General features: G+C 49.8%; 16 protein-coding genes. 5 read left to right on the top strand and 11 right to left on the bottom strand.

Annotation, left to right across the window (positions count from 1 at the left end):
* Window positions 1-92 precede the first annotated feature (92 nt).
* On the bottom strand, window positions 93-818 hold the full coding sequence (gene ubiG, locus MES37_RS06700) for a bifunctional 2-polyprenyl-6-hydroxyphenol methylase/3-demethylubiquinol 3-O-methyltransferase UbiG (RefSeq protein ID WP_121814089.1): 726 nt from the start codon (window positions 816-818) through the stop codon (window positions 93-95).
* Between the two features lie 148 nt (window positions 819-966).
* Between ubiG and gyrA the strand changes: the two genes are divergently transcribed.
* From gyrA to rcsC, 3 genes are all read left to right on the top strand, one after another.
* Window positions 967-3615, top strand: a complete 2649-nt coding sequence (gene gyrA / locus MES37_RS06705; protein ID WP_064548583.1) for a DNA topoisomerase (ATP-hydrolyzing) subunit A — start codon at window positions 967-969, stop codon at window positions 3613-3615.
* Window positions 3616-3725: 110 nt separating this feature from the next.
* The gene (locus tag MES37_RS06710) at window positions 3726-4112 is read left to right on the top strand and encodes an ASCH domain-containing protein (RefSeq protein ID WP_064548581.1); all 387 of its coding nucleotides are present in this window, start codon (window positions 3726-3728) and stop codon (window positions 4110-4112) included.
* A 102-nt stretch (window positions 4113-4214) separates the two neighbouring features.
* On the top strand, window positions 4215-7061 hold the full coding sequence (rcsC, locus tag MES37_RS06715; RefSeq protein ID WP_237930686.1) for a two-component system sensor histidine kinase RcsC: 2847 nt from the start codon (window positions 4215-4217) through the stop codon (window positions 7059-7061).
* An 85-nt stretch (window positions 7062-7146) separates the two neighbouring features.
* Here the strand turns inward: rcsC and rcsB are convergent, their stop codons facing one another.
* Together rcsB and rcsD are read right to left on the bottom strand one after the other, a co-directional pair.
* The gene (gene rcsB / locus MES37_RS06720) at window positions 7147-7797 is read right to left on the bottom strand and encodes a response regulator transcription factor RcsB (RefSeq protein WP_064548567.1); all 651 of its coding nucleotides are present in this window, start codon (window positions 7795-7797) and stop codon (window positions 7147-7149) included.
* Window positions 7798-7813: 16 nt separating this feature from the next.
* Window positions 7814-10471 carry a phosphotransferase RcsD gene (rcsD, locus tag MES37_RS06725; RefSeq protein ID WP_064548566.1) on the bottom strand — a complete coding sequence of 886 codons (2658 nt, stop codon included), beginning with the start codon at window positions 10469-10471 and terminating at the stop codon, window positions 7814-7816.
* A gap of 873 nt (window positions 10472-11344) precedes the next feature.
* Between rcsD and MES37_RS06730 the strand changes: the two genes are divergently transcribed.
* Together MES37_RS06730 and apbE are read left to right on the top strand one after the other, a co-directional pair.
* Window positions 11345-12475 (top strand): porin OmpC, encoded by a 1131-nt coding sequence (locus MES37_RS06730; protein WP_237930692.1) that lies wholly within the window; start codon window positions 11345-11347, stop codon window positions 12473-12475.
* A 139-nt stretch (window positions 12476-12614) separates the two neighbouring features.
* A complete protein-coding gene (gene apbE, locus MES37_RS06735) occupies window positions 12615-13655 on the top strand; it encodes an FAD:protein FMN transferase ApbE (protein ID WP_064548562.1) in 1041 nt (346 codons plus the stop codon).
* Window positions 13656-13683: 28 nt separating this feature from the next.
* Here the strand turns inward: apbE and MES37_RS06740 are convergent, their stop codons facing one another.
* The 8 genes from MES37_RS06740 to MES37_RS06775 all read right to left on the bottom strand — a co-directional run bounded on the left by MES37_RS06740 (window position 13684) and on the right by MES37_RS06775 (window position 21715).
* Entirely contained in the window at window positions 13684-14886 is a 1203-nt protein-coding gene (locus MES37_RS06740) for a glycosyltransferase (protein WP_237930696.1), read from the bottom strand.
* On the bottom strand, window positions 14883-15467 hold the full coding sequence (locus tag MES37_RS06745; RefSeq protein WP_237930698.1) for a hypothetical protein: 585 nt from the start codon (window positions 15465-15467) through the stop codon (window positions 14883-14885). The genes MES37_RS06740 and MES37_RS06745 overlap by 4 nt, the downstream gene beginning before the upstream one ends.
* On the bottom strand, window positions 15460-16581 hold the full coding sequence (locus tag MES37_RS06750; RefSeq protein ID WP_237930699.1) for a glycosyltransferase family 2 protein: 1122 nt from the start codon (window positions 16579-16581) through the stop codon (window positions 15460-15462). The genes MES37_RS06745 and MES37_RS06750 overlap by 8 nt, the downstream gene beginning before the upstream one ends.
* Complete coding sequence (locus MES37_RS06755; RefSeq protein ID WP_237930701.1) at window positions 16578-17546, bottom strand: NAD-dependent epimerase/dehydratase family protein; 969 nt, start codon at window positions 17544-17546, stop codon at window positions 16578-16580. Before MES37_RS06755 ends, MES37_RS06750 begins: the two co-directional genes overlap by 4 nt.
* A 69-nt stretch (window positions 17547-17615) precedes the next feature.
* Window positions 17616-18899: a F390 synthetase-related protein gene (locus tag MES37_RS06760; RefSeq protein WP_237930703.1), complete on the bottom strand. Its 1284-nt coding sequence runs from the start codon at window positions 18897-18899 to the stop codon at window positions 17616-17618.
* The gene (locus MES37_RS06765) at window positions 18896-19702 is read right to left on the bottom strand and encodes an MBL fold metallo-hydrolase (protein WP_064548551.1); all 807 of its coding nucleotides are present in this window, start codon (window positions 19700-19702) and stop codon (window positions 18896-18898) included. The genes MES37_RS06760 and MES37_RS06765 overlap by 4 nt, the downstream gene beginning before the upstream one ends.
* On the bottom strand, window positions 19695-20711 hold the full coding sequence (locus MES37_RS06770) for an NAD-dependent epimerase/dehydratase family protein (RefSeq protein ID WP_133522436.1): 1017 nt from the start codon (window positions 20709-20711) through the stop codon (window positions 19695-19697). The genes MES37_RS06765 and MES37_RS06770 overlap by 8 nt, the downstream gene beginning before the upstream one ends.
* Window positions 20708-21715, bottom strand: a complete 1008-nt coding sequence (locus MES37_RS06775; RefSeq protein ID WP_133522437.1) for a 3-oxoacyl-[acyl-carrier-protein] synthase III C-terminal domain-containing protein — start codon at window positions 21713-21715, stop codon at window positions 20708-20710. The genes MES37_RS06770 and MES37_RS06775 overlap by 4 nt, the downstream gene beginning before the upstream one ends.
* Window positions 21716-21781 lie beyond the last annotated feature (66 nt).

A 21781-nucleotide genomic window follows, 5' to 3' on the forward strand; every position in this document is an offset into this window, starting at 1 on the left:
TAGCGTCATCCACCATTTTCGCCTGTTGTTACAGATAAAAGTGTCGGATGACGCTGCGCTTATCCGACCTGGGAAAAGCCTGACATTGAGTATTAGTCAGCACAAACGGTATGCAGCATATAGTTAACGTCAACGCCCGGTGCCAGTTTGAACACGTTGGTCAGCGGGTTGAAATGCAGGCCTGTCATGTGGCGCTCGCGCAGTGGCGTCTCATCAACCCAGGAGAGTAATTCTGCCGGTTTGATGAACTTCTTAATGTCATGTGTGCCTTTTGGCACCATGCGCAGGATGTATTCCGCGCCAACCACGGCCATCAGCCAGGATTTACCGTTACGGTTAAGCGTGGAGAAAAAGACGTGACCGCCAGGTTTCACCAGTTTTGCACAGGCGTGAACCACTGATTGCGGGTCCGGCACGTGCTCGAGCATTTCCATACAAGTGACGACGTCATACTTTCCGGCAAATTTATCCGCGTGTTGTTCCACGGTTTCTTGCACGTAATCGACCTGAATGCCACTTTCCAGCGCGTGAAGTTTCGCGACTTGTAACGGCTCAAAACCCATATCCAGCCCGGTTACATTAGCGCCTTCGCGCGCCATGCTTTCAGCCAGAATCCCGCCGCCGCAGCCGACATCAAGCACCGTTTTACCAAATAACCCATCCGCACGTTGGTTGATATAACCCAAACGCAGCGGGTTAATACGGTGCAGTGGCTTAAATTCGCCTTCTAAGTCCCACCAGCGTGAGGCAACGGCTTCGAATTTGGCGATTTCATCATGGTCAACGTTGTGGATTACCGGTTGGTTTTCGGCATTCATGGGGCTAGTTACTCCTTACTCATTTCGTGGCGGGAGTATATCAGTCAATTCTCTGCTGGCGAATGTGTTCTGGTTTCCCCACTGTCGGGCGATTGTGTTATAATTTGCGACCTTTGAATCCGGGACACAGTAGAGGGATAGCGGATACATGAGCGACCTTGCCAGAGAAATTACACCGGTCAACATTGAGGAAGAGCTTAAGAGCTCATATCTGGATTACGCGATGTCGGTTATTGTCGGCCGCGCACTGCCAGATGTCCGCGATGGACTCAAGCCGGTACACCGTCGCGTACTTTACGCCATGAACGTATTGGGCAATGACTGGAATAAAGCGTACAAAAAATCCGCCCGTGTTGTTGGTGACGTAATCGGTAAATATCACCCTCACGGTGATACCGCTGTCTATGACACTATCGTGCGTATGGCGCAGCCATTCTCATTACGTTACATGTTGGTAGATGGCCAGGGTAACTTTGGTTCTGTGGACGGTGACTCCGCCGCGGCGATGCGTTATACGGAAATCCGTATGTCGAAAATCGCTCACGAACTGATGGCCGATCTCGAAAAAGACACAGTAGATTTCGTCGATAACTACGACGGAACCGAGCGTATTCCCGATGTAATGCCAACCAAAATACCTAACCTGCTGGTGAACGGTTCGTCCGGTATCGCAGTCGGTATGGCAACTAACATCCCGCCTCATAACATCACAGAAGTGATCAACGGCTGCCTCGCATTTATTGAAGACGAGGACATTACCGTTGAAGGGCTAATGGAACACATCCCTGGTCCTGACTTCCCGACAGCGGCAATCATCAATGGCCGTCGTGGCATTGAAGAAGCGTACCGTACTGGCCGTGGCAAAATTTACATCCGCGCGCGCGCAGAAGTAGAAGCTGATGCCAAAACAGGCCGCGAAACTATCATCGTTCATGAAATTCCATACCAGGTAAACAAAGCACGCCTGATTGAGAAAATCGCTGAGCTGGTGAAAGACAAACGCGTTGAGGGCATTAGCGCTCTGCGTGACGAGTCTGATAAAGACGGTATGCGCATTGTTATCGAAATTAAACGCGATGCAGTGGGCGAAGTTGTCCTGAATAATCTTTATTCTCAGACTCAGCTTCAGACTTCCTTCGGTATCAACATGGTTGCGCTGCATCAGGGCCAACCGAAGATCATGAACCTGAAAGACATTCTTTCTGCGTTCGTGCGTCACCGTCGTGAAGTGGTTACGCGTCGTACTATTTTCGAACTGCGTAAAGCCCGTGACCGTGCACACATCCTTGAAGGTCTGGCGATCGCTCTGGCGAACATCGACCCAATCATCGAACTGATTCGTCACTCACCAAATGCGGCAGAAGCGAAAGCTGGCCTGATCGCCCGTTCATGGGATCTGGGCAACGTTTCCGCCATGCTGGAACGTGCTGGTGATGACGCTGCGCGTCCTGAGTGGCTGGAGCCAGAATTCGGTATTCGCGACGGTCAATATTTCCTGACCGAGCAACAAGCACAGGCAATTCTGGATCTGCGTTTGCAGAAACTGACTGGCCTTGAGCACGAAAAACTGCTCGACGAATACAAAGAGCTGCTGGAGCAGATCGCTGAATTGCTGCACATTTTGGGCAGCGCTGAACGTCTGATGGAAGTGATCACCGAAGAGCTGGTTGCGATGCGCGATCAGTTCGGCGACAAACGCCGCACTGAGATCACCGCGAATACCTCTGATATCAACATTGAAGATCTGATCAACCGCGAAGATGTGGTTGTGACGCTCTCGCATCAGGGCTATGTGAAATATCAGCCGCTGACCGACTACGAAGCACAACGTCGTGGTGGTAAAGGTAAATCCGCAGCACGTATTAAAGAAGAAGATTTCATCGACCGTCTGTTGGTTGCCAATACTCATGACACCATTCTGCTGTTCTCCAGCCGTGGCCGTCTGTACTGGATGAAGGTTTATCAATTGCCGGAAGCGAGCCGTGGTGCGCGTGGCCGTCCAATTGTTAACTTGCTGCCACTGGAAGCGAACGAACGTATTACCGCGATCCTGCCGGTTCGTGAATATGCCGAAGGTGTTAACGTATTCATGGCTACCGCCAGCGGTACCGTGAAGAAAACGGCGTTGACCGATTTCAGCCGCCCACGTTCAGCGGGCATCATCGCCGTTAACCTGAACGAAGGTGACGAACTGATTGGCGTTGATTTGACCGACGGTAGCAACGAAGCCATGTTGTTCTCGGCTGCGGGTAAAGTGGTGCGCTTCAAAGAAGACGCCGTTCGTACCATGGGCCGTACTGCAACAGGTGTTCGCGGTATCAAACTGGCGGGTGAAGACAAAGTCGTTTCCCTGATCATTCCACGCGGTGAAGGTTCTATCCTGACCGTGACGCAGAATGGTTATGGTAAACGTACTGCGGCTGATGAGTATCCGACTAAGTCTCGTGCAACTCAGGGCGTTATCTCCATCAAAGTAACCGAGCGTAACGGCAGCGTCGTTGGCGCGGTTCAAGTTGAAGATACCGACCAGATCATGATGATTACCGATGCCGGTACTCTGGTTCGTACTCGCGTTTCCGAAGTGAGTGTCGTTGGCCGTAACACCCAGGGCGTTATCCTTATTCGTACTGCGGATGATGAAAACGTGGTGGGCCTGCAACGTGTTGCAGAACCGGTTGATGAAGAAGAACTGGATGCTATTGATGGCACCGTTGCTGAAGGTGATGATGAAATCGCACCAGAAGCAGACGTAGATGACAACGCTTCCGATGAAGCGGACGATGAAGCAGACGAATAATCTGAATTTTGTTGTTTGAAATAGCTCATAACGCCCGGTGCATTTATTGCATCGGGCGTTTTTTATTTTAATATCAAGTTAGGCTTGGTTTAACTCATAAAGGTAAAACAATGGCAATTCCTGAGAAGTATGAAGATGTAGAACGCTGGGCGTTTGGTGATACAGAAAAACAGGCTGATGAACTGGTTAAATTAGTGCTCGATGGCGTGAAAACGGCGACCTGCGCTAACCTCGATGGTGAAGGTATTGCTCAGGTTGGCGATGTTTTTGTGGTGGTGGATGGCAAAAATAAGCCGGTTTGTGCGATTGAACTGACCACCACAGAGATGACCACTTTTGAACAGGTAAACGAAGCCCATGCTCTGGCAGAAGGTGAAGGTGACCGGACGCTGGCATACTGGCGCAACGAGCATAAACGCTTTTTTGAAGAGTACGATCTGTTCTCACCAGATATGACGTTAGTACTGATGCATTTTAAGGTTATCGAAAAGTTCTAGTTTTATCGCGATAAACCTTACCGGTTTGCCGTTGCGGGCTGCCATTTTTGCGGCTACCTTAACGGCATCCAAAGTTTTGCAATTTCCACGACCAGGCTCAATTTGAAATATCTTGTCTCTTTTCGCACCACACTAAAAGTCTCCCGCTACCTGTTTCGGGCACTGGCTTTATTGCTTTGGCTGTTGATTGCACTCTTTTCCGTGTTCTACATCGTAAATGCACTGCATGAAAAAGAGTCGGAAATTCGTCAGGAATTTAATATCAGCTTTGACCAGGCGCAGCGTTACATACAACGTACGTCTGATGTGGTGAAAGAGCTTAAGTACATTGCGGAAAATCGGCTTTCTGCGACCAATGGCGTGTTGCCTGCCATGGAAAATGATGACAACAAAATCGATCCGCCCAATTTCATGCCGTTATTCCCGGATTCTGACTGTTCAGCCGTCAGTGCTTCCTGGCGTACTTCGCTGCAATCTCTGGCGTGGTTTTTACGTTACTGGCGTGACAATTTCTCTGCCGCCTACGATCTCAATCGCGTCTTTTTGATTGGTGGCGATAACCTGTGTATGGCGGATTTCGGCCTGCGTGAAATGCCGCTCGAGCGCGAAAAAGCGCTGAAAAATCTGCATGAACGCATCATGAAATATCGCAGCGCCCCGCAGGATGAGCACAGCAATAGCATTTACTGGATTGGCCCTGGCGCGCGCCCTGGAGTCGGTTACTTCTATACACTGACACCTGTTTATTTGGCTAACCGCCTGCAAGCTCTGCTGGGTGTTGAGCAAACCATCCGCATGGAAAACTTCCTGTCGCCGGGTTCTATGCCGATTGGTGTGACGATTCTGGATGAAAATAGCCGTCCGCTGATCTCCCTTACTGGCCCCGAAACGCGTATTCAGCCTGAAGAAAAATGGCTTCAGGAGCGCTCGTGGTTTGGTTATACCTCGGGCTTTAAGCAATTCATTCTCAAGAAAAATTTACCGCCTTCATCCATGAGCGTGGTGTATTCAGTACCGGTGGATATGGTTCTGGAACGCATCCGCATGCTGATCCTCAACGCTGTACTGCTCAATATTCTGGTGGGCGCAGTGCTGTTTACCCTGGCGAGGATGTACGAAAAGCGGATATTTATCCCGGCAGAAAATGACGCCCAGCGCCTGGAAGAACACGAGCAGTTCAACCGTAAAATTGTCGCTTCAGCACCGGTCGGCATCTGTATTCTGCGTACTCAGGACGGAACAAATATTCTGAGTAACGAGCTGGCGCACAACTATCTCAACATGTTGACTCACGAAGACCGGCAACGGCTGACGCAAATCATCTGTGGCCAGCAGGTTAACTTTGTCGATGTGCTGACCAGCAGCCATACCAACTTGCAGATTAGCTTCGTACATTCTCGTTACCGCAACGAAAACGTGGCGATTTGCGTGCTGGTGGATGTCAGCGCGCGCGTCAAAATGGAAGAGTCGCTCCAGGAAATGGCGCAAGCCTCCGAGCAGGCGAGCCAGTCAAAATCCATGTTCCTTGCCACGGTCAGTCATGAACTGCGCACGCCGCTGTACGGCATTATCGGCAACCTGGATTTGTTGCAAACCAAAGAGTTGCCGAAAGGGGTGGATCGCCTGGTGACGGCGATGAACAACTCTTCCAGTCTGTTGCTGAAAATCATCAGCGATATTCTCGACTTCTCAAAAATTGAATCCGAGCAGTTGAAAATTGAGCCGCGAGAGTTCTCACCACGTGAAGTGATGAGCCATATCACCGCCAACTATTTACCGCTGGTGGTGCGTAAACAACTCGGCTTGTACTGTTTTATCGAACCCGACGTGCCACTGACGCTGCAAGGCGACCCGATGCGCTTGCAGCAAGTGATTTCCAACTTGCTCAGTAACGCGATCAAATTCACGGATGTTGGCTGTATTGTCCTGCATGTCAGCGTAGCGGGGGATTACCTTTCTTTGCGTGTGCGCGATACCGGCGTGGGGATTCCCGCAAAAGAAGTCACGCGGTTATTTGATCCGTTCTTCCAGGCTGGTACCGGCGTGCAGCACAATTTCCAGGGCACCGGTCTCGGTCTGGCTATCTGTGAAAAGCTTATCAGTATGATGGATGGCGATATTTCGGTTGATACCGAAGTGGGAATGGGTAGCCAGTTTACGATTCGCATTCCTTTATACAGTGCAAATTACGCCGAGCCAGCACAGGTTGAAGGTTTACTGAATAAGCGTTGTTGGCTGGCGGTTCGGAATGCTTCGCTGAGTAAATTCCTCGAGTCGATACTGGCAAGAAACCACTTTGAAGTTTTGCAGTATCAGGGCCAGATACCTGATAACGATGATATTTTAATCACCGATGATGAACTGGAAAAAGCCTGGGAAGGGCGCGCAGCGATTATTTTCTGTCGTCGTCATATCGGTATCCCGATTGAAATTTCCCCTGGTTGTTGGCTGCACAGCCTGGCTGCTCCTCATGATTTACTGTTGTTACTGGGGCGTATTTACAGCGTGACGGTTAACCAGCCAGGCGTTGATTCTGAATCATCTGCGCCATCGGGTAGCAATGAACACAACGATGACATGATGATACTCGTCGTCGACGATCATCCAATCAACCGGCGCTTGCTGGCAGATCAGTTGGGATCATTGGGCTATCAGTGTAAAACAGCGAATGACGGCGTCGATGCATTGAATGTGTTGAGTAAAAATCACATTGATATTGTGCTCAGCGACGTCAACATGCCGAATATGGATGGTTATCGTCTGACACAACGCATTCGTCAGCTAGGTTTGACACTGCCAGTCGTGGGCGTGACAGCCAATGCGTTGGCCGAAGAAAGACAACGTTGTCTGGAGTCGGGAATGGATAGTTGCCTGTCAAAACCGGTGACGCTGGATATTCTTAAACAGACAGTCGATCTTTATGCGGCACGCGTGCGTAGCGGCAGATAAAAAAATGGTGGATGTCGCTTACGCTAATCCACCTTACAAATGCTTTCTTGTAGGTCGGATAAGCGCAGCGTCATCCGACATTGATTTATTCTTTGTCGGCCGGAGACAGGCTAACGGAAGAAAGATAATTCAGCAGGGCGATATCGTTTTCTACGCCCAGTTTCATCATGGCTGATTTTTTCTGGCTACTGATGGTTTTAATGCTGCGGTTCAGTTTGCGGGCAATTTCGGTGACCAGGAAACCTTCAGCGAACAGGCGCAGCACTTCGCTCTCTTTCGGAGACAAACGTTTGTCGCCGTAACCGCCAGCGCTGATTTTTTCCAGCAGGCGAGAAACGCTCTCTGGGGTGAATTTTTTGCCTTTCTGCAATGCGGCCAGCGCTTTTGGTAAGTCAGTTGGTGCGCCTTGCTTGAGTACAATCCCTTCGATATCAAGTTCTAACACTGCACTCAAAATGGCAGGGTTGTTATTCATCGTCAACACGATGATCGACAGATGAGGGAAGTGACGCTTGATGTATTTGATAAGCGTAATGCCGTCGCCGTATTTGTCGCCAGGCATTGAGAGATCGGTTATCAAAACATGGGCATCAAGTTTTGGCAGGTTATTGATAAGCGCTGTGGAATCTTCAAACTCACCGACAACATTCACCCACTCGATCTGCTCGAGAGATTTACGAATGCCGAACAGGACAATCGGATGGTCGTCGGCAATAATTACGTTCATACTGTTCATGTAATAGGCTACCTTGCTACAGCAAACTCTTGACGTAAGCGTCAATATCGCTGGTGTATTTTTGTATGTTGGCAGCATCACTTTCACGAATGTGATGCTCTAACGTTTCACATAACTGTTTGCCGTGTACCAGGTTGAGCATTGCAAACACCCCTTTCAAGCGGTGAGCTGTCTGCGCTAACGCCACAAAATCGTGCGCTGCAGATTCAGTATACAATCTCCTAACATCTTCCGGTACTGTGTCAACAAACAGCGCGTAATAACCGCTGGCGTGAAGCTGCGCATTTTCATCGCCGCCTAACGGTGACTCAGAAATGCCTTCCTGCGCCAGTTGTTCTTCTATCAGTTGTAGCACTGCATCCTGCATCGCATTGCTGATATTAAAATTAACCCGGAACTGACCTGGGCCGAGTTTACGCATTCCGTTCTCATCATCGCTTAAAAGCAATCCCGAAGATGTAAGATTAGACGGATTATCTGTCAGGAATATATCAAACTCTTGACTTGCTAGTCTTTCATCTGGGGTGACGCATTGTGCACCCCAGTTTTCCAGCAGACGCGTGACGATATTCCGTACTTCATTTGAGGTGATATCAATCATCGCCACCACATCATCAAGCAATTTCTCTTCTTGCTCTTCATGCTGCGGTTCTGCGGTCATCTTTATATGCAGATTGTAGCGGGTACCAATCTCTTCGCGGGTTTTGATATTCAAATGCCCGCCCAATTTGCGTGACAGTTGATCGCACAAATAGAAGGTTAACCCATTCGCGCGCCCGTAACGATCTTCACTGGTTTCGTTCAGGAACGGGAAGTGGAGATTGTCGACTTCACCGCTGCTAATCCCTTCGCCGGTATCCAGAATACGGAATAACAAACGGTCAGTGCCGGACTCTTCTTGCGTGATATCCAGAGTAATTTTGCCAATCTGCGTCGTGGTGACAGAATAGTGCAGCAACAGGAGTAGCACTTTGCGCAGTGCTTCCCGGTCACCGTGGCGCTCTTCATCTGCAGCTAACTGGTTGTTGATAAGCAACTGCAGGCCTTTGCGTTTGATAATCGGCAGCATTTCCAACGCGACTTCATCAATCAATGGCTGAATGGCGAATTGTGTCGCATGGGTTTTCCAGGCGTCAGACTCCAGCGTATTAAGCAGCTGAATCTCATCGACCAGACGCACAATACTTTGCGCTTCATTGGCGATACCACCCGATTCTGGCGCATTTAGTACACTCACTTGCTCGGCGATATTCTTCACCGGTTGCTGTAGCGCTTCGCCAATATGCTGCATGAACGTTATCCGTCCCTGCTGATTTTTCTCATACAGACGTTGAGCTTGTTTAAGCTTTTTATTGACGAGGATTTCACGATCCTGATCGCGAATCACAAAGATTTGCGTGCGTGGGGCAATCTGGCTGCGGAACTGGCGTATTTCATACAGTTCATTATTGATGGTTGCCTGAATCACGCCCTGATGCTGATCGGCCATCGCAATAATATTTTGCAGATTCAGATGCGGCAGCAGGTGGTCGGCAATTTTATTGCTGATAACGGTGCGGTTTGAGTCCAGGTCATGCACCAACAGGCCAAGCGGCAACTGCGCAACAATCTCTTCATTTAATGCACGCAAAGTTTGTAATTCGGCATTGCCACTTTGAACTTCGGCAGGGCGCGCCGTATGTTGGCGGAAGGTAGTGAAACCGAACAGCGCCAGCGCCAGCAGACCAATATTGAGCAGCAGCGGGAATAAAATATTTTGCAAAGTGTCCATCAGCAAAGTGCCGAGCGATACTTGCCAAACCAGGCGCAGATTAGTGGTGGCGAGAGGGGAGGCTATGTCAATTTTGGCACCATTAAAATTAATGGTGACGCTATCCGGGCCATCTTTCTGCGCGCTGTTAATCGGCTTCTGCGCATCGTTATTTTCCAGACGGAAGTTATCCAACGGCAAGGTCGGCGGAATCAAATCATTAATCGGTAAATCAAATGCCACGACAGTGGCCAAATGGCCCGGCTGATTAAAGGTAGTACGCAGCGTAAAGTAGTGTCCGTTTTGCCAGGCCAAAGTACGCAGCAGAGAAAAGCTTTCGCGTTCGTCCAGGGCGTTTGCCTGCTGGAGCATTTCAGCGCGGCGGGAATCAACAATGGAACTGACGCCACTGTCTTTGAGGCCTGTGGAGAGGTCTTTTAGTGGCAAGGTTGAGACCAGAATCATGCTGTTGTCCTGGCCGTTTAAATAGTACATCGACCAGGGGCTGGTTTCGGCACCCCATAACGTATCGAGGTAAGTCGAGATACGTTGTGTCGTATCCAGTGTTGTACTGTCGTGAGAGCCAAAAATCAGGGCTTCAGTTTTACTGCGCGGCTTATCTAAATAGTAAACATCCTGGCGCAGGCGGGTTTCTTGCAGACCGTCACTGGCAGGGGAAGTGGAGACCGCAATGTTGTCGTAAATTTGCCAGGTCGCGTAACGGTAAACATCAACCCTTTTATGTAGCGCATGAGTGATATCGACAATCTGATAGCTCTTATCTTTCAGCCAGGTGTTGACGGCGCTTTGCACCATGACACCCATGGTGACCAGCAGCACGACAATCAATAGCAGAAAGAAGCGCGTGATATTGCCGGGGATAAGCGAAAATTTATTAGGGATCATACTGTCTGACTGACTCATTGTTAGCGCGCAACCCGGCGAGCATTCGCCACTTAAAAATATCCTCTGCTCTGCAAGGCTAGCAGGCAGGCGTTAAAAGCTGTTAGTAAGATAACCAACGCGCCCTGGATAAGAATACCTGCAACCAGCGTTGGCGTCATCGTCTGTCTGTCAAAACTCAACGAGTATAATTCGAAATCGCCGCATTTCCAGGTTGTTGATAATTCGCCAAAATAACGACATTAAAAGGTAGATATTTTAAGCAACAAGGTGGGCTATTTTTGTACAAAGTAATTTAGGTGGTACAACTATTTTTTCTGAAACGATTGTTTGTCGGGATTATTTTTAGAAGAATATTCCCGCTTCGCTTGTATGATTTTAGGCCAAAAAATGAAGGATTTATTAATAGTTGTTACTTTTTGAAGGGAGTAGCACAGAATGATTAAAGTTACGTAAAGAAGCGTAAAAAAAACCGGATGCAAGCACCCGGTCCAAAATAGGTATTAAACAGACATTCAAAGCTGAATGACGGTAATAAATAAAGTTAATGATGATAGCGGGATGTATTTTATATATAAATCATGGCTATGTTTTAACATTCAGTGCTAAGAACGTGCTTGTTGTTTATGTTGTTGATTTTTTATGTATATTTTATTTTTTTTGATAATTAGTGCTTATATCATTGTCTTTTTGTGCGAAAAAAAGTTCCCTCATATTTACATTTTGCAACACCTATGTGGATAAATGAAACATCTATAGGGTTTTAGTATCATATTCGGATTGGATTAATCTGTATTTGTTTTACACAATGGGTTAGCCGACTGATTAGTAAATTAATCAGTAAGCAGTGGCATATAAAAAGGCATATAACACCTATAACAGAGGGTTAATAACATGAAAGTTAAAGCACTGTCCCTCCTGATTCCAGCATTGCTGGTAGCAGGCACCGCTCAGGCGGCTGAAATTTACAACAAAGACGGCAACAAATTAGATCTGTACGGCAAAGTAGATGGCTTACATTACTTTTCCGACAACGCTGGCGATGACGGCGACAAGACCTATATGCGTATCGGTTTCAAAGGTGAAACTCAGGTTAATGACCAACTGACCGGTTACGGCCAGTGGGAATACCAGATTAATGGCAACACCACTGAAAGTGAAAACAACGCATGGACTCGTCTGGCGTTCGCTGGTGTGCGTGTTAGTGACTACGGTTCTTTCGACTATGGTCGTAACTACGGCGTCGTTTACGACGTAACATCCTGGACCGACGTTCTGCCAGAATTTGGCGGTGACACCTACGGTTCTGATAACTTCCTGCAATCCCGTGCTAACGGTGTTGCAACTTACCGTAACAGCGACTTCTTCGGTCTGGTTGATGGCCTGAACTTTGCTCTGCAGTACCAGGGTAAAAACGGCAGCGTTTCTGGCGAAGACTTCGGTGGCCGTAGCGTTCTGAAACAGAACGGTGATGCTTACGGTATGTCCGTAACTTACGATCTGGGTGAAGGTTTCGGTGTTGGTGCAGCGATGTCCTCTTCCAAGCGTACAGCTGACCAGAACGGTGAAAGTGTTGGTACTGCCGACATTTATGGTCACGGCGAGCGCGCTGAGACTTACAGCGGCGCTCTGAAATATGATGCGAACAACATCTACCTGGCCGCTCAGTACACCCAGACTTACAACGCAACTCGTTTCGGCGGTGACTCTGAGTCCGCAGCTTACGGTTATGCTGATGAAGCTAAAAACTTCGAAGTGGTTGCACAGTACCAGTTCGACTTCGGTCTGCGTCCATCCATCGCTTACCTGCAATCTAAAGGTAAGAACATCAACAACGGTACCACCAACTACGGTGACCAGGACCTGTTGAAATATGTTGATATCGGTGCGACTTACTACTTCAACAAAAACATGTCCACCTATGTTGATTACAAAATCAACCTGCTGGACGAAAACGAGTTCACTCGTGCATCTGGTACCGCCACTGATGACATCGTAGGTGTTGGTCTGGTTTACCAGTTCTAATTCCTGCTTTTGCAGTGTTAGTGCTAAAAGGCGCCTTAGGGCGCCTTTTTTACGTCTGGACTCTCAACAACTCTGCACTTTTCACCACATTGTTTGCCAGTTGGTGTACCCTTTTGCGCTCAAACAGGAGAGAGAAACAATGGATTTACGTTTATTACGCTATGGCCTGTTTGCCATAGTTTTGGGCGCGTTAGCGGGTTGTGATAACCCAACGGCAAAAGGCAACAGCGGCATGGTGCTGGAAGGTAAAACCATGGGCACGTATTGGCGTGCAAGCCTTGCTGGTGTGGACGATGCACGGCAGGTAGAGCTGCGTGAAAAAATTCAGGCACAACTAGACGGCGACGATCGTTTGATGTCGACCTATAAGTCAGATTCTGCATTATCGCGCTTCAACCAATCCCGTTCGACTGAGCCTTATGCTGTTGATGAAGCAATGAGCGATATCGTGACGCTGGCTCTACGCATTGGTGCGAAAACTAACGGTGCGATGGACATTACCGTTGGGCCGCTGGTCAACCTGTGGGGATTTGGCCCGGATAAACAGCCGGTCAAAACTCCCAACCAGGCGCAAATTGATGCTGCCAAAGCATTGACCGGTTTACACCATCTGACGGTGATCAACCAGGCGGGGAAACAGTGGTTACAAAAAGATCTTCCCGGTTTGTATGTTGATCTTTCAACAATGGGCGAAGGTTACGCGGCCGATCATCTGGCCCGCTTAATGGAACAAAACGGCATCAGCCGCTATCTGGTTTCCGTTGGTGGGGCAGTTGTGACGCGGGGGACTAATGCTGACGGTAAAGCCTGGCGCGTGGCGATTCAGAAACCCACCGATCGTGAAAATGCCGTGCAGGCTGTGGTTGATCTCAATGGTCATGGCATAAGCACCTCAGGTAGTTATCGTAATTACTACGAACTGGATGGCAAACGCCTTTCGCATGTTATAGATCCGCAAACAGGGCAACCGATTCAACACAAATTAGTCTCCGCAACCGTGATAGCACCCACGGCTATGGAAGCTGATGGTTGGGATACTGGCCTGATGGTTCTCGGCACTGAAAAAGCCAAACAGGTCGCTCAGAAAGAGGGATTGGCGGTCTATTTGATTACTAAAGAAGGCGATAGTTTTACGACGTGGATGTCGCCGCAATTTAAGACGTTCTTACTCAGCGAGTAATCCTCGTTCACCCAGTCACTCACTGGCGTCAGTGACTGGGTGACTCCAGACCCAAAAGTCGCTCAATTTCTGGCTTCGCCTGCACAAGCGAACGCAGCCCACCTTTTATCCAGATACCTTTACCCGATGCATCCAGCCGGGCAGCATGGTCAAACTGATCAAAATCAACCGGATAAACCAGCGCTGGGATGTGATTTTCCAGGCAGTAATACATGATGCCCGCCCCGCCATGATGAATCACCACGTCGTAATGCCGAATACACGTTTCATAGTTTATCCACGGGACACGAATGAAGTTCTCAGCCTGCTTAAATGTATTTGCTACTGGGTCACCATCGGTGAAATGAAAAATGGTGTCAGGCATGGTACGGGCTAACTGGAAAATGGCATTCGCCACTTCATCCTTATGCCAGGCCAGATGCGTGCCAAGTGTGACTAATACATGGCGGCGACCCGCTGCAAAATGAGGTTCGATTCCTGAATCCGGCGGGGTATATAACGCGGGGCCAATGAAGTGAACACTGGCTGGCCAGCTACGATCAAACTCAATAGATTTGTCACCCAGCGCCAGAATACATTGCGCGGAGTAGGCACTTTCTGTGCCGTCATGGCGATACAATTGGGTGATTCCGGTCTGCATTATCGTCTTGCGGAACAGCCAGAAAATAGTGCTTTTAAACCAGCGTACTTTTTTACGGGCAATCAAATGCTTCAGCCGCTGAAAACGATTTGTGGCAGGCATTAACCCGCCACAGTAGGCTGGCGGTCCATCTGGCGTTTCCAGCACACAAGGTGACGGCAAACTCGTCCACCATTCAATCCCCAATGTTTCTGCCACTTTGCCCACTCCAGGTAACGTAAAGTCAGCAATAACCAGATCGGGGGCATCTCCCTTGCGGTACAAATCTTCCAGTTGGGAGGCAAAATCAACCAGCAATCCGACTGCCTCTTTGAACTGCCGATACAGCTTGAGAGGGTTATTTTTCACGGCGTAATCTGGATTAGCGATCGCCAACAGCGGGCGGTCGAAATCCCCCGGTAAAGCGATACCCCGTAAACCTGCTCCAGTGATACGTTCTTGAGCTCCCTGAGTGCTGATAATGCGCACGTCATAATGAGTGGCGAGCACACGCCCTAGTGCGAGCACAGGATGCAAATGCCCCGAGAATGGCGGTGCCAGTAGATCGATTCTTCGTGTTGCGGGAGGGATTATCGACAATAAGGTATTCATGGCATCGCCTGGTTTGATTCAATACTTGAAATAAAGTGCTCGCACAGCGTGAGTAACTCAGGGTTCACCAGATAGTTCATGTGCCCGCTACGAACTTTGCTGTCAACGTTGCGGAACCATATTTGGGAAATCCGATCGTTATCTCCCTGCACCAGAAAATGGTGACAGACCGGCCGCTTTCGGGCAACCGGCCCATAGGCAAAGACGCTGGTGGTTTTTAACAACGCAGCAGGCAAATTAAGGTTGTTGAATAACTCCAGGCCACAACTCCCCGCAAGGAAAACAGTATGCTGCGCGCGCGCCAACAACCCAGCTACCGGCATTTGATAATTTTTTTCAAATACCGGACGGCGAGAAGCTAAATAGTCGCGGCTGTTATTGAGGCTCGCTGTGAATAAACCCACTGCTTCGAAGGTAGTTGAATCGCTTGCGCCTGTGAAATAAGGGAAATTCAACTGAGCAAGCGTGCGCCCAGGCTTTGCCAGTCGGTTAATAAATGCCGACTGTACCGGGCTTAAATCAGCGCGTCCGGGAAAACTCCGCCCGGTAATATAGGCTATCTGTAACGGAGGTTTATTCATCGGAGATAAATCTTTTGTTGTCTAACACTCGGTAGCGCCGGATGCGCCATACGATGGTTCGATTACATAAGGCATGAAACAAATGCAGTGGCTGAAGCAACTCAGAAAGTAAGGAAAGAACAGGCCGCGCGCGAATATCTGCCGTCATTTCTTGGTGAACTTTAGCAATAGCAAATTGCCGTATTGCCAGGCAACCAATAAAAATCAATGGATGAGAAAAAGCATTCAATAACATCAGCCATAGCAGCAGGGGATGTAAACCTTGCAGCAAGAAAATGAGAACATTTATTTTCAGTGGTTTTTCGCGCAGCAGTAACGTGGCGAACAAGAACCAGCGGTGCATTTGCTGAATGTATTTTTTACCGTTGGATAAATGGGTCTGGATCTTAACCAGCGCTGTAGATTGAATCAGGCGAATCTGATGCTGATTCAATAAAGAGGCCATTGCCAGGTCATCGGTCAGATGGTGTTGAATAGGGGCAAACCCGCCCACGCTCGCCAGCGTTTTGGTTGTTAACGCATAGCACATGCCATTAATGGTTAATGGCGGCAACCAGGGTAACAGGGGTAAGTAGGTTAGTGCGGAATTATCGTTTACAAATTGAGCCAATAATGCCGAGTAACGGCTTCCTGTTTGTGTGTAATAAGGGAGTGCGGTGACCAGGGTATCTTCCCTCATTTCTGCCAGTAATTGCGCCAGGGCAGCCGCCGACAGTATGGCATCGTCGTCCAGCACCAGAATGACCTCATTATCGGCCTCGCGCCAGGCGTGCTCGAGTTTAAAGGCTTTAGGATTGATGCCCTCAGGAGCCTGGGGGAAAGAGCGCACCGTGATTTTTTTATCTGGATAGCACTGCTGAATATGATTGACGATATTTTTGGCAACCGCGTCATTATCATCAATGAGCCACATAAAACTCGCTTGTTCGAGAGCAATCACATTGGTTTCCAGAACGCTGGCTAATGTCGGATCACCGCTCAAAATGGGCTGAATAATAGTCACTTTTTCAAACAAAGGTTGATATTTCTGCCGCCGTTCTCGCCGAATAACGTTGAGTGTTAATACCGTTTTCACAAGCAAGATGAGCAGCCAGGCTGTGGCGAGAATAATCATCGGATAGCCTTTGAGTATTGCTGAATAAAAGCATTAAGCCCTGCGGATAACGAACAACAAGGGGCACCAAAATCTTCCAGCGCCGCGCGAATATCCAGGGTTTTGCTATAGCCGAATACGCCAACGCCAAAGCGCGTAATGGGTGGTTCTTTAGTGATTTTTAACAATCGCCAGACTCCTTCAACCACGTTTGCAATAAGCATGGCGTGATTAACCGACAGATGTTTTGTGGGGGCAGGCAAGTCGAAACGCTTGAGGACCTGTTGCAAAAAGGTATTTATCTCAACCGGCTCGCTATTCGAAAGATTATAAATCGGGCGCAGCTGCGGCAATGTTGCAGCGCGCAGCAAATATTCACACAGCACGTCAATGTACATAATATCGCTGCAAGAAGGCGTTGCGTCAGCGGTGATTAATGGCAGCATTTTTTTGCGGGCGGCATTCAGTAATGGCGGAAAGAGTAATTTGTCTCCAGGCCCAAATACCGCACAGGGGCGTAAAATAGTTTTCTCTCCCCGATAAGTCTGCACGCGCTCCTCGCCGCAGAATTTCGTTCGCGCATATTCATTGGCGAAATCAGGCCCAATTTTGCTTTGTTCCGTGAGCCCCAACTGATGTTGATAACGGTAATAAACGGCGGCGGATGAAAGATATATCAGCCGGGGATTTCCCCGATGACGGCAAAACTTTATCGTGTCCTCAGTGGTTAACACATTATCGCGCCAGTAATCTTCGGGCGTTCCCCACGGGCTGGTTCTGCCTGCCGCATGAATCACCACATCGGGAGCAAAATCGAGATCGTCAAGCCTGGCTAAATCGAGCCGCGAGTAGCGAACCGTGTCGGGACGGTTGTGCACTTCACGTCTTCCCACGCCATACAGTTCCAGGCCATCAACACCCGCGAAACGCCGCAGGAAAGCATTGCCTATAAAACCAGAGGCGCCGGTTATCAGGATTTTTGTCATGGTTGTTGTCGGATAAGCCAGTAGTATCCCAGGCAAATCTGGTGTTTCATATAACGACCCTCGCGATTTTCATGCCGATTCCTTGCGGGTGATACGCCGCCGTTTGCTATCGAACTGCGGGATTAGCGTGGTGGTTTCCAGCTTCCAGCTGAGCTTTTGTGTCTCAATGCCTTGTTGTTGCAGCATCGCCAGTAAAGCAGTTTTGCACTGTTCAAGCTCAGCCGCAGAACAATCGGCTATCAAATGCAGCATGGCTTCACCGTGCTGAATCAGCCGGTAATCCGCGGTCACAGGCAGCGAAATTGCCAGAACCCGGCTACAGAGATCGGCGAAGACGATTTGTAAATACCCCTGGCAATTCACCAACTGGAGCTGATCGTCCCAACGGCCTTCAATATGGCTGATAGCCCGCGCGGGGTTACCGCACGGGCAAATTTCGTTGCTGGCAACCAGCACGTCATCCAGCCGATAACGCACGATGGGCTGAGTCTGGCGGGTGAAATCCGTGATAATCGGTGTGAAGCGCCGCTCGTCAATCCACTGTGGCTCTATGTGCAGGAATTCTTCATTGAGATGCAGCGTTCCGTGGGCGCAGGTGGCAGCCAAAAATCCTTCTGTGGCCTGGTAGACTTCGCCCACGTCAGCAAAGACTTCGTTAAGCAGCAGGCGGTCTTGTTGCTCCAGCACTTCCGCTACAGAAATCACTTTTTTCACCTGCAACTTCAGTTCACCGCGTTTTACGTTCAATGCCAGTTCGCGCAACACCTGTGCGGGTGCGACAATAATCGTCGGGGACTGTTGCTCAAGTGGGGCGTAATGAGAGCGCATCGGCTGAAACAGATCGTAAAAAGCCAGGCTCAACCAGCGGTTATTCACGCTCTGGTAAAGGTTGTTATTGGCGCGCAGAAACAGCGCCACCCGTTCACCCGCAAACAAACCGTCCGGCAGCATTTTCGCCAGCATGCCTCCCGCCCAAAGTTGTTGTTCCTCTGGGCTGACGACAAACACCCCACGCTGGCCCGATGTTCCTGATGAAAGCCCCACGCTGAATCTGCCACTCTTGCGGGAAAAATCTCGATCCTTTTCGCATTCCAGCGCACACGCCAGCAGTTTTCTGCAGCGCAGCCCCTGGGTGTTCATTTCGTCAAAGTTATTCATCATCAGCGCCTTATCCATCAAAGGCCAGCTGCTGATAGGTTGCGAAACAAAGCGGCTAAACCACAGGCTTTTTGCCTGGAGACGACGGGAAAAGCGCCTGAGCTGTAGCTGCTGGTATTTTTCCAGCGCCTCGCGATTGGAAAAACGCCGGTGGCGGATGCGGAAATAGTGCCAGAGGGTACGAAACGGGATCATAAATCCCCCTCATGACATAACCGAATGTCGCACTTTCCACCCCGCCAGAGTTGGTTGAGTTTTTCTAACGTCTGGTAATACGCAACTGAATTGTCCATCACGATATTGGCGATACGGGATGGGCCACGCAGCGTCTGGTAACTCACTGGCGACCAGGCCGCATCACTGGCAAGCAACACCCAGCCATCATCGGTTTGCACAAACGCCCCTGTGTGGCCGACTGCGTGACCAGGCAGCGGCACCAAAATCACTTGCCCCTGGCTACCCGGCAACTCAAAGCCCTGTTCAAAGGGGGCTAATTCTGCGGGCAATGCAACGCTTGCGAAACCTTCAAAAAATTGTACTGAATCCTCAAACGACTCGGGGATCAGCCCCGGAATAAATGCCTGTCGCAATGCCGTAATCCCCCGTAAACCACGGGTCTTTTGCCAGCCTTCACCGGAGCAAATAAAAGTGAGTTCGGCAAAATCGCGCAGCCCGGCAACGTGGTCGGCATGAAAATGGGACAGGATCACTCCATGAATATCTCCACGGGCGTAGCCTTGCTCGCGCAACTGGGCAGCCAGCGATTCGCGTGGGTCAAAATAAACCGGCGTCACCTGGCGATACAGCCGGAAAATACCCGAACGGGTGTAGTGTTCAAACCAGGTTGCGTAGCCGGTGTCCCACAGCCAGCGCTTATCTCCCGCTTCAATTAAATAAGCGCGAGCCGGAAATTTACAGACCCGAAAACCCGCCCCTTTCAACGCCATACATCCAACATGGGTACAGTAGCCCACTTCAAACGTCGTGATATTAGCCATGGCGGCCTTTTCCTTGTGCCCGCCACCACTCACCGGTTAGCGCAATGCCTTTTTCCAGAGAGTAAAGAGGGTGGTAACCCAGCTCATCTATGGCAAGTTGGGAATTCAGTGTCATATCAAAATAGACTGCACCAACACTGTATCGTGTCAGTAAAGGCTCTTTGCCGGTCACTTTCGCCACCAGTTCCATACCTAAAGCCGCGACATACAGCAGCCACCAGGGTAGTGCTCGCACCGTAAGATTATAATTAAGTTGCTGATTTAATAGTGCATCCAGCATGTCAGCTAACCGCTGCGGCTGGTGGTTTGTGATGTTATAAACCGAGCCGGAGCGCAGGCTTTGATGCTGTGTCGCTAAGTCCATGGCGTGAACCACATTCAGCACAAAAGTGAGATCAAGCAGAGCCATCCCTCCACCAGGCAAATGCAGAACGTTGCGTTTGGCGCTGATTTGTTGCAGCAGGCGAGGCACAATCACGCGGTCGTGCGGGCCAAATAACCCGCGTGGGCGCAGGAGCACATAGATGGTGTCCGGAAAACGCTCAATCGACTTTTGTAGCGCCTGTTCAGCCGCATACTTGCTACTGGCGTAATGGTTTGAAAAACGGGGTGCGCGGCAGGTTTCCGCCAGATTGTGGTGATGGTGAAAATCGAAATAGACGGCGGGTGATGAGATATGCACAAAGCGTTTTACCCCTTCACACCCTGCGGCGAATGCCAGTTTTTCGGTGACAACCACATTGGCATTGAAGAAATCTTGCGCGTCGCCCCAGGGAGATGATTTTGCTGCACAATGCCAGACGGCGTCGCATCCTTGCACCAGATGAGCAAATACTTCATCCGAACAGTGGGTTAAATCCTGGGCGATAAACGTGGCTCCGAGGGATTGTAATTCCGCACCCGCCTGCTGATTGCGCCCGACGGCAATAACTTGATGCCCGGCTTCCAGCAGCCATTGCGCCGCGTTCCGCCCCAGCCCGCTGGTGGCTCCGGTGACCAGAATTTTCATGGCAGAATAATCATTCCCGCCAGCGTCAGCCCTGCCGCAGTACCAATCAGCATCACCGGTTCACCGGCGTTAAAACGACCAGTAATCATCGCTTCATGCAATGCGCTTGGAATAGAGGCGGAGACCTGATTGCCATGATGGCGGTAAATATCAATCAGCACGTCATTCGAGACATGAAGGCGCTTGCGCATATGTTCCAGTGATAAATGGCTGGCCTGGTGGGGAACCACAGTGGCGATGTCGCTCAGCGTTAACTTGCTTTGATCCAGAAGGCGTTGAAAATAACCTTCAATAATAGAAGATGCGTGACGAAACAGTTTTTTCCCCTGCATATGGAACAGGAAGTCGGCATCTTCCATACCTGCTCGCGGGTTACACCGTGTTCCCCCGGCACGTATTTCGCATAGTTCGCTGCCGGATGGATACATTTCCACCAGACTGCCAAGAATACGGCTGCTGCCATCACCGCGTTCAACGATGGCACAGGCCGCGCCGTCACCGAAAATTAGCGAGGACTCTTCATGGTCCCAGTCGATACCGCGTGACGCAATATCGGCGCTGACGATGGCAATGCGTTTATAGCTGCCAGTATTCAGTAAACCGCTGGCGACCTGCAGGGCAGAAATAAAGCTGACGCAGCTACTGTTAATATCAAATCCCGCCGTTCCTGGTGCCAGTCTGGCGGCTTTCAGGATATGTATTGCGGTACATGGCAAGGCCTGGTAGGCGACTGCGGAAGCTGAAATTAAGAGGTCAATGGAGAGAGGATCAATGGAGTGGCGCTCAAGCGCATCGTGCAATGCCGCCGCGGCGAGTTCGGCCTGGCTGGCATTTTCACTGGCATGGAATCGGTATTTTATGCCCGAACGCTGCTCAACATATCCCGCAGTTTTACCGAGCTTGTGATCGAGGGCTGAGGACTCCACCTTACCAGGCGGCAGCGCAACTCCAGTGGCTATAATCCTTAGCGCCTGAAGTGGAGGGGAATACGGTGATGTGGACATGTGTAACGGTTTACCTTTGTTACGGATGGCTAATGAATGATTTTACTCTGTCGAAAGTATAACTTT

Source organism: Buttiauxella sp. S19-1 (genome assembly GCF_022134725.1).
In the GTDB taxonomy this organism is placed as follows: domain Bacteria; phylum Pseudomonadota; class Gammaproteobacteria; order Enterobacterales; family Enterobacteriaceae; genus Buttiauxella; species Buttiauxella ferragutiae.